Annotated in this window: 15 protein-coding genes and 1 tRNA gene; 4 read left to right on the top strand and 12 right to left on the bottom strand. The window is 70.1% G+C overall.

All coding sequences use genetic code 11. From position 1 onward, the window contains the following. Positions 1–7 precede the first annotated feature (7 nt). The gene (locus tag AC3RJ7_RS05840; protein WP_491454868.1) at positions 8–1225 is read left to right on the top strand and encodes a hypothetical protein; all 1218 of its coding nucleotides are present in this window, start codon (positions 8–10) and stop codon (positions 1223–1225) included. A 34-nt stretch (positions 1226–1259) separates the two neighbouring features. Here AC3RJ7_RS05840 and AC3RJ7_RS05835 read toward each other — a convergent pair whose 3' ends face one another. The 6 genes from AC3RJ7_RS05835 to AC3RJ7_RS05810 all read right to left on the bottom strand — a co-directional run bounded on the left by AC3RJ7_RS05835 (position 1260) and on the right by AC3RJ7_RS05810 (position 6735). After that, positions 1260–1685 carry a response regulator transcription factor gene (locus AC3RJ7_RS05835; protein WP_491454867.1) on the bottom strand — a complete coding sequence of 142 codons (426 nt, stop codon included), beginning with the start codon at positions 1683–1685 and terminating at the stop codon, positions 1260–1262. 642 nt (positions 1686–2327) lie between these two features. Then, positions 2328–3533: a tyrosine-type recombinase/integrase gene (locus AC3RJ7_RS05830; protein ID WP_491454866.1), complete on the bottom strand. Its 1206-nt coding sequence runs from the start codon at positions 3531–3533 to the stop codon at positions 2328–2330. After that, entirely contained in the window at positions 3526–3735 is a 210-nt protein-coding gene (locus AC3RJ7_RS05825; RefSeq protein WP_491454865.1) for a helix-turn-helix transcriptional regulator, read from the bottom strand. The genes AC3RJ7_RS05830 and AC3RJ7_RS05825 overlap by 8 nt, the downstream gene beginning before the upstream one ends. Positions 3736–3916: 181 nt before the next feature. After that, a tRNA-Gln gene (locus AC3RJ7_RS05820) sits at positions 3917–3988 on the bottom strand. A 240-nt stretch (positions 3989–4228) separates the two neighbouring features. Then, a complete protein-coding gene (gltX, locus tag AC3RJ7_RS05815; protein ID WP_491454864.1) occupies positions 4229–5743 on the bottom strand; it encodes a glutamate--tRNA ligase in 1515 nt (504 codons plus the stop codon). 53 nt (positions 5744–5796) lie between these two features. Beyond that, positions 5797–6735 carry a LysR family transcriptional regulator gene (locus AC3RJ7_RS05810; protein WP_491454863.1) on the bottom strand — a complete coding sequence of 313 codons (939 nt, stop codon included), beginning with the start codon at positions 6733–6735 and terminating at the stop codon, positions 5797–5799. An 81-nt stretch (positions 6736–6816) separates the two neighbouring features. Between AC3RJ7_RS05810 and AC3RJ7_RS05805 the strand changes: the two genes are divergently transcribed. Beyond that, entirely contained in the window at positions 6817–7872 is a 1056-nt protein-coding gene (locus AC3RJ7_RS05805; RefSeq protein ID WP_491454862.1) for an aminotransferase class V-fold PLP-dependent enzyme, read from the top strand. Between the two features lie 61 nt (positions 7873–7933). Here the strand turns inward: AC3RJ7_RS05805 and AC3RJ7_RS05800 are convergent, their stop codons facing one another. The 5 genes from AC3RJ7_RS05800 to AC3RJ7_RS05780 all read right to left on the bottom strand — a co-directional run bounded on the left by AC3RJ7_RS05800 (position 7934) and on the right by AC3RJ7_RS05780 (position 12055). After that, on the bottom strand, positions 7934–8428 hold the full coding sequence (locus AC3RJ7_RS05800) for a group III truncated hemoglobin (RefSeq protein WP_491454861.1): 495 nt from the start codon (positions 8426–8428) through the stop codon (positions 7934–7936). An 11-nt stretch (positions 8429–8439) separates the two neighbouring features. Next, on the bottom strand, positions 8440–9228 hold the full coding sequence (locus AC3RJ7_RS05795) for a fumarylacetoacetate hydrolase family protein (protein ID WP_491454860.1): 789 nt from the start codon (positions 9226–9228) through the stop codon (positions 8440–8442). A 107-nt stretch (positions 9229–9335) separates the two neighbouring features. Further along, positions 9336–9824 (bottom strand): GNAT family acetyltransferase, encoded by a 489-nt coding sequence (locus tag AC3RJ7_RS05790; RefSeq protein ID WP_491454859.1) that lies wholly within the window; start codon positions 9822–9824, stop codon positions 9336–9338. Beyond that, positions 9821–10936 (bottom strand): branched-chain amino acid aminotransferase, encoded by a 1116-nt coding sequence (locus tag AC3RJ7_RS05785; protein WP_491454858.1) that lies wholly within the window; start codon positions 10934–10936, stop codon positions 9821–9823. Before AC3RJ7_RS05785 ends, AC3RJ7_RS05790 begins: the two co-directional genes overlap by 4 nt. Positions 10937–10984: 48 nt before the next feature. After that, positions 10985–12055, bottom strand: a complete 1071-nt coding sequence (locus AC3RJ7_RS05780; protein ID WP_491454857.1) for a 3-isopropylmalate dehydrogenase — start codon at positions 12053–12055, stop codon at positions 10985–10987. Positions 12056–12196: 141 nt separating this feature from the next. Here AC3RJ7_RS05780 and AC3RJ7_RS05775 point away from each other — a divergent pair, with 141 nt between their 5' ends. Further along, the gene (locus AC3RJ7_RS05775; RefSeq protein WP_491454856.1) at positions 12197–12457 is read left to right on the top strand and encodes a DUF6458 family protein; all 261 of its coding nucleotides are present in this window, start codon (positions 12197–12199) and stop codon (positions 12455–12457) included. 92 nt (positions 12458–12549) lie between these two features. On the opposite strand, the gene AC3RJ7_RS05770 is transcribed toward AC3RJ7_RS05775, so the two are convergent. Beyond that, complete coding sequence (locus AC3RJ7_RS05770) at positions 12550–14163, bottom strand: MFS transporter (RefSeq protein WP_491454855.1); 1614 nt, start codon at positions 14161–14163, stop codon at positions 12550–12552. A 110-nt stretch (positions 14164–14273) separates the two neighbouring features. Here AC3RJ7_RS05770 and AC3RJ7_RS05765 point away from each other — a divergent pair, with 110 nt between their 5' ends. Beyond that, on the top strand, positions 14274–14840 hold the full coding sequence (locus tag AC3RJ7_RS05765) for a TetR/AcrR family transcriptional regulator (protein ID WP_491454854.1): 567 nt from the start codon (positions 14274–14276) through the stop codon (positions 14838–14840). The last annotated feature ends 157 nt before the right edge of the window (positions 14841–14997 follow it).

Below are 14997 nucleotides of genomic sequence, written 5' to 3'. Positions count from 1 at the left end.
GAGCGGAATGTCAACGAGTACTCGCAACGGAGGAAGCGGCAGCGAACTCACCGTCTTGATCGCCTGCTTCGCAGGACGGAAGACAGCAGGAAGGACCCGCCGGTCGCTCGCGAAGGCAATGCGCTCGACCGGCGCGGTCCTGCTCGACACGACCGTGATCGACGTCGACGAGAAACACACGGCACGAACGCATAGTCCCCGACGTGTGCTCGCCGGCACGCTCACTCCGCTCCTCACCTGGGGGCTGTGCGGGTTACTCACCGGCGGCTGGGTGAGCGCGATCTTCTGGGGCTTGCTCGGGGCGATTGCGGGCGGACTCTATACCTACTTCAAAGTACGCCTCGCGACGAAGGCGCAGCTCGATTACTTCGGGAGCCGGCTCCCACCGAACTCCTCCCCTCTGCTGGTCTTCGCCGGAGCCCGTAACCCCGAGAGCCAGCTGACGGCTGCAGCTTCGTTCGCTCCATCTGTGGCGAGCGTCGTGTCGATCCACGACGACCTCGCCGGCGAGGTCATGCACTGGACCGGCGACCCCCGCGGCGCAACCCACGCAGCGACCGAGCAATCACCCGCAGCGTCGAAGACGCTGGTGAACATGATCCTCACTCGCTATCCCCAGCCGGACACTGCGCGAAAAATCGCCGATGCACTCCAGACCCAGATGGCCGACGAGCTGAAGCAGCTCAAGCCCGCCGAAGCCGCGGCGAAGAAGGAGGGCGCCGAGGCCTTGAAAGCGTTCGAAGCCGCCGTCGCGGAGGCAGAAGCCGCCGGCGCAGAACCCGAGGTCGATCTCGTCATTCGCACTGACGCAGCGGGCAAACGCCGTGTGCACGATCCCAACGTCGGCCCGATGGCCGTCGCCAAGGGGGACATCTCGGGCTGGGCCGCTTTCGGTGCCGTTTGCGGGCTGATCGTCGGCTGGATCGGGAACGGATTCTGGGGCAGCGTCGAGGTCGGCATCATCGCCGGAGTAATCTGCGGCGTGTTCGGGTTCTTCGCTGGAATGCTCTACGGGCTGTGGGCCGGACGGTCTGCGTCGGCTCGACGACTCAGGCCGATCGGCCCACTCCTGGCCCCGGGAACCTCCCTGATCCTCGCCTGGGCAGGCGGCGGCCTGCGGTCCGAAGGTCTCGCAGAACTCACGACGACGGACTCGAGTCAACTCGTCGTCCGGTTCGACGCCGCGCCCGGTGGCATGACGCTCAATACGAGCCGATCGGGCTGACAGGTTCCGACAACGGAGGTGCTCCGGGTCCGACTCACGCGATGCCCGGCACGCTGTCGTTCGTCCGACGGGCTTTCCGCATGCTCCGCGCTGCCAGCAGAACTGCTTCATTGCGAGTGCTCGCCCCCAACTTCCGATATATCGACTGGACTTCAGTGCTGACGGTGTTCCGCGAGAGGTTGAGTTGAAGCGCGATCTCGGCATACGTCAAATGCGTATGAAGAAACGGCAGCAACCGCGTTTCAGCGGCCGACAAGGTCGGCTCGATGTAGCTCGCCGCATCAAAAGATGAATGGACCGATGGCAGAAAATCGAGCAGTTCGTCGATCGCATCCAGCGCCCGTCTGACATGCCCCTCCGCCATCGACCACCGACCATCGTCGATCGCGATCATCGAGAGCTCGACGATCGATTCATCCAATCGTGCAAGAGCGTCAACATTTCGGGCAGCTTTGATCATCCTCACCGGGTCCCCCTGATCTTTCCCCACTTCGCAGGGTCGCGTCCCCCATGCACGCGCGCCCTGCACCCGAACGCTAAGGACTTCGAGAATGGCTCCGCATCATCCGAATTGGATGACATGTGCCACGTTCCGCTCTGCACCGAAGGGCGGAGGTGGGTCGTTGCGCGTTCCGCGGGGAAGAAGATGGCCCCGAGCATCGCTGGGCGCCTACTTTGACCAGCTTCTCGCGCACCAACTCGACGACAGAGCCAAGGCAGGTCTAGCCAGCCTGCCGCATAAGGACACTGCAATCCCATGCGCTGCCCCGAGAGACGAACCGACGCGTCGGCGGTGCGTGCGGAATGGGTGACACGACCTTGGGTCCGCCCGTCCGTCGGTCAGGACGAGCGCACCGTGGATCGAGCCGCGCCCCCGCTGCAGGGAGCGCGGCTCGATCTGCTCGCCGCTAGGCCTTGCGGCGGCGGGTGGCGACGACCACGACCAACCCGACGATGATCGCGATCGCGCGCCGACGATGCCGGCCAGTCCAACGACGACCGAGATGCCTGCAGAGCTGGCAGGTCAATCCATGAATCGATCCCGGGTAGGAGAGCGGCGGTCGTGGTGATGCAATTGCTGCACCGCCTTGCGTTGATGAGACTACCCACCGAGCACCTCATCAAGGATCTGCGCCGTGATCGGATCCACCTGCTCAGCAGACACGACATAGCTGGCCCGAGTGACCTGTTCGTTCGCGTGCCCAAGCAGCCGCGACGCGATGGTGATCCCGGCCGCGCGTTCAATGAGCGTGGCGGCGGTACGCCGGTAAAGGTGCGTCGAGAATTCGTCGACGTCGATGCGGAGCGCCACCAATGCACCCTCCTCGTCGGAGATGAACGTTCGCAGCAGCCGCTCGTAGTTGCTCACGCTCAGCGCGCGCCCCGACCTGGTCGGGAAGAGGAATGCATCTTCGGCGGGACCGGCAAGCGCCAGTCGCCGGCGTACGGCCGCGGCGGCCATCGTCGGGATCGCGATCGTGCGGCGTTGGCGGGAGCGTTTCGGCGAGTCCTTTCGGTGTGTTCCCTGCGTCCGGTTGCTCACGATCGTGCCGTTGACCAGCAGTGTTGGCGGTTGGGTGGTCATGTCGACGTCGCAGCGCCGCAGGCCGAGGCACTCACCGACGCGGATCGACGTGCCGATCATGATGTCCATGCCGTCCACGAGCGCTCGGTAGTTCGGCCGCGGTCCGTCGCCCCCGCCGTGCCGCCATCGCCCCATGAGTTGCCTGAGGCCGGAAATTTGCACCGGCGACAGCGCGGATTCCTTCTTCGGTGTCATCGGCAGCCGTTGCACATCCCGGATAGGGTTGCGCGGCATGGCGTCATCCCTCACGGCATACCCGCAGACGAGGCTCAGCACGGCCCGAGCGCGGCGTGCCGCCGAGACCGACTCTTCCTCGAGGATGCGCTGCAGAATGCGATCACAGCGTCCGACTGTGAGCTGTTCAAGCTTGACCTCACCGCACCTGGGCACGAGCAGCATCCGGGCCGTAGTCTCGTACCGCTCATACGTCGAGAACTCCAGGCTGCCGGCCGTCGCACGACTGAGGATCTGGGGCAGCCACGCCGCGACCGCGTCCGCGAGCGTGCTCGACGGTGCGAGTCCGGATTCGCCACCCGTGCTGAGCACGCCGGCCTGCCGACGCAGTTCGGCGCGCACCGCGTCTTCCGTCGTTCCGGTCGCGAGCAGCCGGTGCGGGCGCCCAGAGTCGTCGCGGGTGGATGCACGACCCCGGAACCGGCCGCTCGCGAGCGCCGTGACGGTGATCTTTCCGAGCTCACCGGCGGGGATCCTGGGCCTAGGCATGCTCGCGCTCCTTGGCCCAGGCGAGCACCTCGGCGATGTCGTAGCGGACGTGCCGGCCGAGCTTCATGTATCGAGGTCCGGTCTGGAAGAGCCGCCAGTCCTCGAGCGTGCGCTCGGGCACCTGCAGCAGTTCAGCGACCTCGTGCTGCGTAAGGAAGGGCTGTACGTGCGCCGCCGTCTCGTTCATACCCGAGAGGTGCACGGACTCCTCCGTGACTTCTCGGAACGAACCGTGATGAGCACGGGCTGACCGCGCCAACGACGCAGCGCGGACTGCCCGAACACGGGTTTCTGGCAGGTTTCTGGTAATCGCGCCCCAAAAACGCTGAAGGCGCGAGCTGGGCAATGGATGATATTGCCGCGGAATCTCGCGCCTACAAGAGCTGGGGTACCTGGACTCGAACCAAGAACAACTGAACCAGAATCAGCCGTGTTGCCAATTACACCATACCCCAATGGCCTGAAACCGAGGTTCCCGGGCCGAGAGACAACATTAGCCTACCGGGCCGCCTCCGCCAAACTGAGCCGCACTCACCGGGCCGTGCTGGGTTCCGGGGGTGCATTTCCGCAAGTTCGGCGCCGCGAGTGCGGCGAAAGTTGCGGAGAAGCACCCCCTGGAACCCGTGGTCTCGATACGCGCTTCGCGCTACTCGACCGACGAAGGCCGCGGCGCGGCACCCCCAGCCGAGCCGGCCTCAGCCGACGAGCGCCGCCAGGCGGTCGATGCGCGCGAGCGAGTCGAGCTTGCCGAGGATCTGCATCGACTCGAAGAGCGGCGGCGAGACGCGGCGGCCCGAGATCGCCGTGCGCACGGGGCCGAAGGCCACGCGGGGCTTCAGGCCGAGGCCGTCGATGAGGGCGGCGCGCAGCGCCTCCTCGATCTCTGCGGTGTTCCAGGCCGAGGCGGGCAGCGCGTCGAGCGCGTCACGTGCCGCGGCGAGCACGGCGGGTGCGTCGGCCGGAAGGGCGCCGACCGCCGCCTCGTCGTACTCGAGCCCCGAGGCATCCGTGAAGAGGAAGCCGAGCATGCCGGGCGCCTCGCCCAGCAGTCCGATGCGCTCCTGCACGAGCGGCGCCGCTTCGGCGAGGATCGCCTCGTCGGCCGCCGAGAGCGGCGCGGCGACGACGCCGGCCTTCTCGAGGTACGGTACGGTGCGCGCGGCGAAGTCGGTCACCTCGAGCTGGCGGATGTGGTCTCCGTTGATCGCCTCGGCCTTCTTGAGGTCGAAGCGCGCGGGGTTCGGGTTGACGTTCTCGACGTCGAACGCGGCGACGAGCTCGTCGCGGCTGAACACGTCGCGGTCGGCCGAGTAGCCCCAGCCGAGCAGGGCCAGGTAGTTCAGCAGGCCCTCGGGGATGAACCCGCGGTCGCGGTGGTGGAACAGGTTCGACTCTGGGTCGCGCTTCGAGAGCTTCTTGTTGCCCTCGCCCATGACGTAGGGCAGGTGCCCGAACCGCGGGATGAACGTCGTCACGCCGATGTCGATGAGGGCGCGGTAGAGCGCGATCTGGCGCGGCGTCGACGAGAGCAGGTCTTCTCCGCGCAGTACGTGCGTGATGCCCATGAGCGCGTCGTCGACGGGGTTCACGAGGGTGTAGAGCGGGGCGCCGTTCGGGCGCACGAGCACGAAGTCCGTCGTCGATCCCGCCGCGAAGTCGATGCGGCCGCGCACGAGGTCGTCGAAGCCGAGCTCGACGTCGGGCACGCGCAGGCGCAGCGCCGGCTGGCGGCCCTCGGCGCGGAACGCGGCCTTCTGCTCGTCGGTGAGGTCGCGGTCGAAGTTGTCGTAGCCGAGCTGCTTGGGGCGGCCGGCGGCCTCGTTGCGTGCGTCGATCTCCTCCGCCGTCGAGAACGACTCGTAGAGGTGGCCCGCCGCCTTCAGCTTCTCGATGACGCCGGCGTAGATGTCGCCGCGCATCGACTGCCGGTACGGCTCGTGCGGGCCGCCGACGCCGACGCCCTCGTCCCACGAGAGGCCGAGCCAGGTCAGTGCGTCGAGGATCTGCTCGTAGCTCTCCTCGCTGTCGCGCGCGGCGTCGGTGTCTTCGATGCGGAACACGAACGTGCCGCCGGTGTGCCGCGCGTACGCCCAGTTGAAGAGGGCGGTGCGCACGAGACCGACGTGCGGGGTTCCGGTCGGTGAGGGGCAGAAGCGAACACGGATGTCGCTGCCGGTGGCCTGGGTGACGGGGTGAGCTGAATCGGACATCGGCTCAATGGTATCGAGGCGCACGGCCGGTTCGCGGTGCCGTGGTGGCGCGCTCAGCCGGTGAGACCGTCCAGTGCGGCCAGCGCCGCGGCGACGGCGGGCACGCGGTCGGCGCCCTTCGCGGTCACGAGGTGCAGCGACCGCACGTCGGCGCGCGCGGTCGGCCGGGTGACGACGCCGGGGTGCCGGGGCGACGCGGCGAGCGCGAGCGCCGGCAGGAGCGCCACGCCGAGCCCCTGGGCGACCATGCCCTCGACGGCGACGAAGTTGTCGGTCTCGAAGGCGATGCGCGGCGTGAAGCCGGCGGCGTCGGCGAGTTCGAGCAGGTGGCCGCGGCAGCGCGGGCAGCCCGCGATCCACGCCTCCTCCCCCAGTTCGGCGAGATCGATCGTCTCGGATGCCGCGGCCGAATGCCCGGCGGGCAGCACGAGCCGCATCGGCTCGTCGCCGTACGCACGCACGTCGAGGCCGCGCGCGCTCGCCCGATGCGGATCGTCGCGGTCACCCGGGTAGCTGAACGTGATCGCGACGTCGGCACGGTCGGCGCGCACCGCCGCGACCGCCTCGGGCGGCTCGGCCTCGACGTAGGTCACCGTGACCCCGGGGTGTTCGGCCGCGAGCGCGGCGATGAGCCGCGGCACGAGCGTGGCCGAGGCCGACGGGAACGCGACGAGGCGCACGCGCCCGGCTCGCAGGCCCCGGAGTTCGGCGAGCTCACCCGCGGCGGCCTCGAGGGCGGTCGCGACGGCGTTCGCGTGTCGCGCGAGCACTCGTCCCGACTGGGTGAGGCGGATGCCTCGGCCGACGCGTTCGACGAGGGCGATGCCCGTGCGGTCCTCGAACCGGCGGAGCTGCTGGCTGACGGCGGGCTGGCTGTAGCCGAGCGACTCGGCGGCGGCGGTGAGCGAGCCGTGCTCGGCGATGCGACGCACGACCCGCACGGTCTGCAGGTCGAGCGCGGCGGCGAGGGCTTCGATCGAGGCGTCCGACATGCGCCAATCATAATCCTGAGTTATCTGTGTCATAGATCACCGGGCCTTGTCGAATGATTCTCGCTCGTCGAGGCTTGACCCATGCTCGAACTCGCAGACCGCTTCGCCGCCGGCCGCGGCTACCTGGCCGCCTGTACGCTCGGCCTGCCCGCCGACGTCACCCGCGACGCCGTGCGCCGCGACCTCGAGCGCTGGTCGACGGGATCGGCGAGCGCGGCCGACTACTCGGCGGCGCTCGAGCGGGCACGGGGCCACGCCGCCGCGCTCCTCGGCACCGCACCCGAGCACATCGCGACCGGCTCGCAGGTCTCGGTGTTCGCGGCGCTCGCCGCCGCCTCGGCGCCCGCCGGGGCGGAGATCCTCTGCGTCGACGGCGACTTCTCGTCGGTCGTCGCCCCCTTCCTCGCGCGCGGCGACCTCCACGTGCGCCACGTGCCCCTCGACGCCCTCGCCGAGTCGATCACCCCGTCGACCTGGCTCGTCTCGTACTCGCTCGTGCAGTCGGCGACCGGTGAGGTCGCCGACGAGGCATCCATCACCGCGGCCGCGCGTGCCGCCGGCGCGCTGACGCTCCTCGACACGACGCAGGCGACCGGCTGGATGCCGACCGACGACGTGGACGGCGACCTCGTCGTCTGCCACGCGTACAAGTGGCTCGGCGCGCCCCGCGGCGCCGCATTCGCCGCGTTCTCCGCGCGCGCCGTCGCCGAGTTCACCCCGCACACGGCCGGCTGGTACTCCGGTTCCGATCCGTGGGCCTCGTGCTACGGGCCCGAGCTCCATCTCGCCGACGGTGCCCGCCGGTTCGAGGTCTCCCCCGCATGGCATGCGTGGGCCGGCGCCGAGGCGGCGCTCGGCTTCGCCGCCTCGCTCGACATGGCCGAGGTGCGGCGCCACGACCTCGGGCTCGCGAACGCGTTCCGCGAGCGGCTCGGCCTCGAGGCATCCGACTCGGCCATCGTGACCTGGCCCGACGAGACCGGCTGCGACCTGGCCGCGTTGACCGCGGCCGGGCTCGTCGCCTCGGGTCGCGCGGGTCGCGCGCGGGTCGCGTTCCACCTGTGGAACGACCTCGAGGACGTCGCCCGCGCCGCCGATGCGGTCACGGGCTCGAAGCGGTCGCTCGTCGTCGGCTGAGCTCGACCGCGGTCCGGGTCACGCGTCCCGCGTCACGCGTCCCGCCTCTCGCGGTCACGCGTCAGCGGACTACTCGACCTCGGTCGGACCCGACCTCGGTCGCATCGATGAGTCCCGCGGCCTCGAGTCGCTCGCGAGTCGTGATGGTCTCGTGCATCGAGCCGGACCCACCGGCGAGGCGTCGGCGGATCGATGCGGCGATGCGACGGGCCTGCGTCTTCGCGCGCTCGGCCGCGGGGCCCGCGAAGCGGGAGTCGACCTCGGCGTCCCAGAGCTCGAGCCACCGGGCGAAGTGGGCCTCGCCGAACGGCGCCTTCGCGTGCACCGCGACGTGCAGGGCGAGCGCGTTGCGCCGGTAGGCGCCGGTGTCGAAGAGCACCGTCTCCCAGAAGTCCACCATGATCGGCAGATGGTGCTCGAGGTCCATGTGCGCGACGTCGGTGAAGATCGGGCCGATCATCGGGTCGGCGAACGCGCGGCGGTAGAACGCCGCGATGAGCGCGCCGAGGTCGTCGCGGTCGCGGATGTCTCGGCGATCGCCCTTCGCCACGCCCATGGTCGCCCCGCCTACCGCGCGGCGCGCACCGGGTTCGAGAGGGTGCCGAGCCCCGAGATCGTCACCTCGACGGTGTCGCCGTCGACGATCGGGCCGACGCCCGCCGGCGTGCCGGTGAGGATGACGTCGCCGGGCAGCAGCGTGAACACGCTCGAGGCGTAGGCGACGATCGCCGGCACCGAGTGCACGAGGTCGGCGAGCCGGCCGTCCTGCCTGCGTTCGCCGTTGACGCTCGTCTCGAGCGTGCCGTTGGCGAAGTCCAGGTCGGTGTCGATCACGGGGCCGAGCGGGCAGAACGAGTCGAAGCCCTTCGCCCGGGTCCACTGGCCGTCGTGGCGCTGCAGGTCACGGGCGGTGACGTCGTTGGCGATCGTGTAGCCGAAGATCACCTGGTCGGCGTCGGCCTCGCTCACGTTCTTCGCGATGCGGCCGATGACGACGGCGAGCTCGCCCTCGTGCTCGACCCGCTCGCTCTGCTTCGGCAGCACGATGGCGTCTCCGGGGCCGATCACCGAGGTGTTGGGCTTGAGGAAGAGGAGCGGCTCGGCCGGTGCGTCGCCGCCCATCTCGGCCGCGTGGTCGTGGTAGTTCTTGCCGACCGCGACGACCTTCGATCGCGGGATCACGGGCGCCAGGAGCTTCGCCTCGGCGAGCGGAACCCGCTCGCCCGTCGGCTCGTAGCCGGCGAACATCGGGTCGGCCTTGAGGACCACGAGCTCGTGCTCCTCCTCGTCGACGATACCGAACGAGATGGCCTGTTCTTGTTGGCTCTGGCCGTGGCTGAACCGCGCGATCTTCATGGCGTCCAGCCTATCTTTCGCCGAGTCGCCGAAAGGTGCTGCTCACGCCGCGACGAAGAGCAGGTTTCGGCGACTCGATGAGCAGGCCGACGGGCGGCTCGGTCGAGTCAGCCGTCGGCGATCAGGCGCTTGCCGAGGCTCACCGCATCGTCGACCGCGTAGCCGAGCCGCTCGTAGAAGGCGATCACCTCGGTGTTCGACGTGCGCACCTGCAGGTTGAGCTTCGGGCAGCCGCGCTCGATGAGCCGGCGCTCCGCCTCATCCATGAGCGCCCGCCCGAGCCCCGTGCCGCGCGCCGGGTCGGCGACCGCGAGGTAGTTCACCCAGCCGCGATGACCCTCGTACCCCACCATCGCCGTGCCAACGATGCCGTCACCGCCCGCAGAACCGGCGACCGCGACCAGGAACAGCTCGGGCTGCACCGTCAGCTTGCGCTCGATGTCGAGATACGGGTCGTTCCACGGCTTGACGAGCCCGGCCGCGCGCCAGAGCGCGACCACCGCCTCGGTGTCGCCGACGGCGAACGGCCGGATCGAGAACGATCCGGCCGCCGCCTGGTCTGCCGGAACAGACGAAGCAGAATCGACGTCGCTCACGCGTCCAGCCGGAGCATCCACCCGTGCCGGTCTTCGACGCGACCGTACTGGATGCCCGTGAGCTCTTCACGGAGCGACATCGCGAGCTCGGTCGCGGCGTCGCCGGAGTGCACGATCTCGAAGTCGTCGGCGAGCAGCTTGCCGATCGGCACCACGACCGCGGCCGTGCCGCACGCGAACGCGCCGACGATCTCGCCCGACTCGGCGCCCTGCCGCCACTCGTCGATCGAGATCCTGCGCTCCTCGACCTCGATGCCGCGGTCGCGGGCGAGCTGCAGGATCGAGTCGCGCGTGATGCCCTCGAGGATCGAGTCCGACTCGGGCGTGAGCAGGCGTCCGTCGCGCGTGACGAGCACGACGTTCATGCCGCCGAGCTCTTCCAGGTTGCGCTCGTCGTCGAGGAAGAGCACCTGCTGGCAGCCCTTCTCGTACGCCTCCGCCTGCGGCAGCAGGCTGGACGCGTAGTTGCCGCCCGTCTTCGCGGCGCCCGTGCCGCCCTTGCCGGCACGCGCGTAGTTCGTCGACAGCCAGATGTTCACGGGCTGCACGCCGCCCGGGAAGTACGCCCCGGCCGGGCTCGCGATGAGGTAGTACGCGACCTTCTTCGCGGGGCGCACGCCGAGGAACGCCTCCTTCGCGAACATGAACGGCCGCAGGTAGAGGCTCGTCTCGTCGGCCGAGGGCACCCAGGCGCCGTCGACCGAGATGAGCTGGGTGAGCGAGTCGAGGAAGATCGACTCGGGCAGCTCGGGCAGCGCGAGACGACGGGCGGAGCGCTGCATGCGCGCGGCATTCGCCTGCGGACGGAAGGTCCAGACCGAGCCGTCGGCGTGGCGGTACGCCTTCAGGCCCTCGAAGATCTCCTGCGCGTAGTGCAGCACCGCTGCGGCCGGGTCGAGCTGGATCGGACCGTACGGCGAGACGCGCGGGCGGTGCCAGCCGCCCTTCTCGCTCCAGCAGACGTCGACCATGTGGTCGGTGAAGTGCTGGCCGAAGCCCGGCGCAGCGAGGATGGCCTCGCGGTCGGCGTCGGACTTCGCCTCGGGATTGCGGACGGTCTGCCAGATGAGCCCGGCGGCAGTCGGGGCCTGGAGCGGAAGGTCGATGGTCATGGCGCCCTCTTTCGGAGATTTCAGAGATGCGGATATGGGATGCGGTTGCTACGAATTCGCGGGCACCGTCGCCGCGACGCGTGCGGCGATGCGGTCGCCGATCTCGGAGGTCGATGCGGCGGCGCCGCCGCGCTCGGCCACGTCGTCGGCGATCGCCCGCTCGACGCGGGCCGCGGCATCCGCCTCGCCGAGGTGGCGGAGCAGGAGCGCGACCGAGCCGATCGCGGCGGTGGGGTCGGCGATGCCCTTCCCGGCGATGTCGGGAGCCGAACCGTGAACCGGCTCGAACATGCTCGGGAACGTGCCGTCGGGGTTGATGTTGCCCGAGGCTGCGAGTCCGATGCCGCCGCTGATTGCGCCGGCCAGATCGGTGAGGATGTCGCCGAAGAGGTTGTCCGTGACGATGACATCGAATCTAGCAGGGTCCGTCACGAGGAAGATCGTCGCGGCGTCGACGTGCAGGTAATCCACGGCCACGCCCGGGAACTCGGCGGCGACTGCGTCGACCGTGCGCTTCCACAACGACCCGGCGAAGACGAGCACGTTGGTCTTGTGCACGAGGGTGAGCTTGCTGCGACGGCGGGATGCCTCGGCGAACGCGTAGCGGACGACGCGCTCGACGCCGTAGGCGGTGTTGACGGAGACCTCGTTCGCGACCTCGGCGGGCGTGCCGACGCGGATCGCCCCGCCGTTGCCGACGTACGGGCCCTCGGTGCCCTCGCGCACGACGACGAAGTCGACGTCACCGGGGTTCGCGAGCGGGCTGACGACGCCCGGGTAGAGCACGCTCGGGCGGAGGTTCACGTAGTGGTCGAGCTCGAAGCGCAGCTTCAGCAGCAGGCCGCGCTCGATGTTGGCACCGGCCAGGCGCGGGTCGCCGGGCACGCCGCCGACGGCGCCGAGCAGGATCGCGTCGTGCGACTTGATCGCGTCGAGGTCGGCGTCGGTCAGCACGTCGCCCGTCTCGAGGTAGCGGGCGGCACCGAGCGAGAACGGCGTCTGCTCGAAGGCGAGCGCTCCCCCGGCCGACGCGGCCTCGAGCACCTTGAGCGCCTCGGCGACGACCTCGGGGCCGATGCCGTCCCCGGGAATGACCGCGAGCTTGACCGTACGTACCATGGATTCTCCTTCTCGCACCAGCCCCTCCAGCGTAGTGCCGTCGCTCGCTACGCTCAGCCGTATGACGAGGACTTCGTCGCCCCACGCGACGCCTCGTCGACGCGGAGCCACCCCCGGCTCCGCGGGGAGAGGGAGGACGTCATGAGTCTCGGACTCGGAATCGTGCTCGTCGTCATCGGCGCGATTCTCACCTACGCGCTGAACATCAGCGTCGAGTGGATCGACCTGCAACTCGTCGGCTACATCCTCATGGTCGCCGGCGCCGTCGTCATCGTGATCGGCATCATCCTGCTCGTCCGGCGTCGCAAGACGATCGCGACCGAGCACACGAGCGTCGACCCGTCGAGCGGCGACCGGATGACGCGCGCCGAGCGCTCCACTCCGGAGGACCCGACGCTCTGACCCGCCGGAGGTCGTCCGCGTCACGGACGATCCGGGCGCAGGCCGCCGAACGGCAGGCCTGCGTCCGGATCCGGGACGATGACGCGGCGGGCTCAGTCGTGCTGGGCGGGGTTGCGCAGCGTGATCGCCGCGATCACCGCCGCCGAGACCATGAGGCCGACGCCGATGAGCGACGTCACGAGCACCCCGCCGTCGAACGCGACCGCCGCGGCCCGCATGAGCGCGTCGGCCTGCGCCGCGGGCAGCTCTGTCGCGACCGCCGCGGCGCCCGCGAGGGTCTCGCGCGAGGCATCCGCCTGGGCCGTCGTGAGGGAAGCGGGCAGTTCGATGGCGCTCGCGTAGTGCGCCGCGATGATGCTGCCGAGGCCCGCGGTGCCGAGCACCGCGCCGAGCTCGTACGCCGTCTCCGAGACCGCTGAGGCGGCGCCCGCCTTCGCGGGCGGTGCGCTCGAGAGGATGAGTTCGTTCGACACGGTCTCGGCCATGCCGATCCCGATGCCGAGCATCGTGAACGCGAGGATCACGGCACCGGTCGACCCCTCGGACGCGCCGAAGGCGACGACGAGGTAGCCCCCGGCCGAGAGGCTGAGCGCCGCCGGCACGAGCACCCGCGGGTGCACGCGACGCGCGATCGGCACGACGACGAGGCCGGAGACGATCATCGCGATGAGGCCGGGCAGCAGTGCGAGGCCCGCCTCGACGGGCGACAGGCCCGCGATGATCTGCAGGTGCTGCGACACGAAGAACAGGAACCCGACGAGCGAGATCACGCTGAGGAGGTTCACGAGCACGGCGCCGCCGAACGGGCCCACCGTGAACAGGCGCACGTCGAGCATGGGCGCGTCGCTCGAGAGCTGGCGGCGTACGAACAGCCAGCCGGCGAGGAGGCCGACGACGATGAAGAGCGGGCCGGCGGCGTCGAGCCCCTCGGTCGCGATGTGCTTGATGCCGAACACGATCGGCGCCATCGTGAGGAGCGACAGCAGGATGCTCCACACGTCGATGCGGCCCGGGTTCGGGTCGCGGCTCTCGGTGATGAGCAGCGGCACGAGCACGAGCATCGGCACGAGCACCGGCACCGCGAGCAGGAAGACCGAGCCCCACGCGAAGTGCTCGAGCAGGAGGCCGCCGACGAGCGGGCCGAGGGCGGCACCCGCGGCGAACGCCGAGGCCCAGATCGCGATCGCGAGGCGGCGCTGCTCGCGGTCGCTGAAGATCGACCGCAGCAGCGAGAGGGTCGACGGCATGAGCATGGCGCCGAAGAACCCGAGCGCGGCGCGCGCGGCGATGAGGAGCTCGGCGGTGGGCGCGAACGCCGCACCCACCGAGACGACCGCGAAGCCGATCGAGCCGATCATGAGCATGCGGCGACGGCCCCAGCGGTCACCCGCGCTGCCCATGGCGACGAGGAGCGCCGCGAGCACGAGCGGGTAGGCGTCGATGATCCAGAGCTGCTGGGCCGCGGTCGGTGCGAGCTCGCTCGAGATCTCGGGCAGCGCGAAGCTCAGCACGGTGTTGTCGATCGAGATGAGCAGCGCGGGCAGCATGAGCACCGCGAGGGCGAACCAGGCGCGCCGCGGGGCGCGGCCGGTCGCCGGGGCGCTGCCGGCGCGGCGGGCGGCGTGGGCGGATGCCTCGGGCGCGTCGGTCCGCCGGGCGGTCGTCGTGGTCGTGGTCGGGGTCGTGGTGGCCGTCTGCTCGGTCATGGTTTCACTCAGTTTCTATACCGTCTGGTTGGTATAGTAACTGATGCGACCCGCATCCGCCAGTGGGTCGCCCCGCCCGTGAACACCGCCGTTTCAGGGAGAATGAAGCCATGGCCCGCCCACCCGCCGCCCGAGAGGCGGTGCTCGACGCGTTCGAGCGGCTCATCATCTCCGACGGCGAACGCGCCGCGACGATCGACGCGACCGCTCGCGCGGCCGGCGTCTCGAAGGGCGGCCTGCTCTACCACTTCGGCTCGAAGCAGGCGCTCGTCGGCGGGCTCGTCGAGCGTCTCCTGCGTCTCGTCGACGACGACCTCTCGCGCATCGACGAGGCGCCCGACGGGGCGATCGCCTACTTCCTGCGCTCGTCGCTCGACATCGAGACCCCGCTCGACCACACGTTCGTGGCGATCCTCCGGCTCGCCCAGGGCGGCGACCGCGAGGCCGGTCGCGCGCTCGACGACGCGGAGACGCGATGGCTCGGCACCCTCACGAACCACGTCGGCGACCCGACGCTCGCCCTCGCCGTCACGCTCGTCGGCGACGGGCTCTACCACCGGGCGGCGCTCCGCGCCGAGGCCGTCGACGTCGACCTCACCGCGTCGACGACCGGTTCCGTCTCCTCCGAGCAGCTCACCGCACTCGTCGCACTGCTCGAGCGCCTCGTCGCCCGCTGAGCCCGCAGCGTCCCTGCCGCGCCGGGATGCCCCGGCCCCACCCCGCGAGGAGTGCCGCGCCGAGGCATCCCGCCCGAAACGACCGAACCGTCGCGAACGGCGAGGCGTGCTCGCGCACGCCCGCCCTTCGCGACGGTTCGACAGACGACCGCGCGAG

The organism is Agromyces solani (assembly GCF_058349925.1).
This window is presented reverse-complemented; position numbering and strand designations above follow the sequence as displayed.